At 33.9% G+C, this 1405-nt stretch carries 1 protein-coding gene; it reads left to right on the top strand.

Annotation, left to right across the window (positions count from 1 at the left end; genetic code table 11):
• The first annotated feature begins 95 nt into the window (after positions 1-95).
• Positions 96-1367 (top strand): IS4 family transposase, encoded by a 1272-nt coding sequence (locus CXF64_RS09950; protein ID WP_024590080.1) that lies wholly within the window; start codon positions 96-98, stop codon positions 1365-1367.
• Positions 1368-1405 lie beyond the last annotated feature (38 nt).

Here is a 1405-nt window from a genome sequence, read left to right as displayed (position 1 = left end):
GTCATAGGTAAGATCTTAAGAAATTGAGTTGAAGCTCAATTCATGATCAAATGGTTGTTACCACACAAACCACAGAATCAAGAAAAGAGCTTCAAATGAATGCTAACATTTTTATTAATAAGTTAAAAAGTATCCTAAGTGAAAAAAAACTGAACCGACTTGGTAAACAAGTAGCATTTACTAAAAGAGAAAGAAATATTACCGCATTTCATATGGTTGTTAGTCTTGTTGCTGCGCTTGGGGATAAAAAAACGATCTATTTATCCGAAATATTAAGAGTTTATAATCAGCTAACAGGGCAGTCTATTAAGTATAAGCCTTTTCATAACCAGTTAGTTAAACCTGAACTAGCTGAACTAATGCGAGAGGTAACAAATAGAGTTTTTAATTGTTGGATAAATGATGCGCTTAAGTACACTAAAAAAGATTTGTTCAAGTTTGAGAATATTTTAATTCAGGACGGTAGCTCTATTATGCTTCATCGTTCTTTAAAAGATGTTTTTCCTGGGCGATTTTCAAATACGTGTCCAGCAGCGATTGAATTGCATGCTACTTTAAATTTAACGCAAGGTTGCTTTGAAAAAGCAGGTATAACACCAGACAGTTATTCTGAACGTGAAGAACTTCCAACATTTAAAGAGTTGAAAGGACAGTTGTTACTTGCTGATAGAGGGTATTATTCAGGTAGTTATATTCATGAATTAGATAAAGCAGGAGGATTTTACGTATTAAGAGCTAAGGGGTTAAAAGCAGTCAGAGTACATAATGCTTTTAAGCAAAATGGACAGGAATTAACAGGAAGTCATTCCCCAAAGTTATGTGAATTGCTCCCCGAATTACCTAAAAATGATCTTATTGATATGAATGTTAGCATAAAAAACAAGCTAACAAGAGTCGTTGGGTATTGGTCAAAAAAAGAAAAACAATATACATTTTTAGTCACTAATTTATCTATTGATGAATTTACAGCGACTGAAATAGGCAAATTATATAGGTTACGCTGGCAGGTTGAATTACTTTTTAAGGAGTGTAAGTCTTATAATAATTTACGCGGCTTTCAAACATCAAACGCAACCTTACAAGAGGCGCTAATTTATGTAAGTTTAATAGTAACCACGCTTAAAAGGTTTTTAACTGGCTGTATTGAAAAGATATTCAAAACTGAAATGTCTACAATGACAGTAGCAAAAACAACGGGTGTTTGGTGGATTGGCATATTAACAGCGATTATTAGGAAGCATAGGAAAGGATTGTTAAATGCAGTTAATGGAGCATTTGACTTTCTGAGGAAAAATGCAGCTAGGGCACACCCCAAACGCGATCGAAAAACAGGAGTATTTCAGTATGGGGTAGAGCCAAATTTTTAAGGCTGTACTTAATGTTTTTCTTAAGTACCTACCTATGA

This window comes from Pseudoalteromonas sp. GutCa3 (assembly GCF_002836155.1).
In the GTDB taxonomy this organism is placed as follows: domain Bacteria; phylum Pseudomonadota; class Gammaproteobacteria; order Enterobacterales; family Alteromonadaceae; genus Pseudoalteromonas; species Pseudoalteromonas arctica.
Note: the sequence above shows the minus strand (reverse complement) of the source record. Positions and strands in the feature narration are given on the sequence as shown.

Coding starts and splice junctions, on each gene's coding strand:
- CXF64_RS09950 (WP_024590080.1), top strand. CDS start 96: ATGAATGCTAACATTTTTATTAATAAGTTAAAAAGTATCCTAAGTGAA.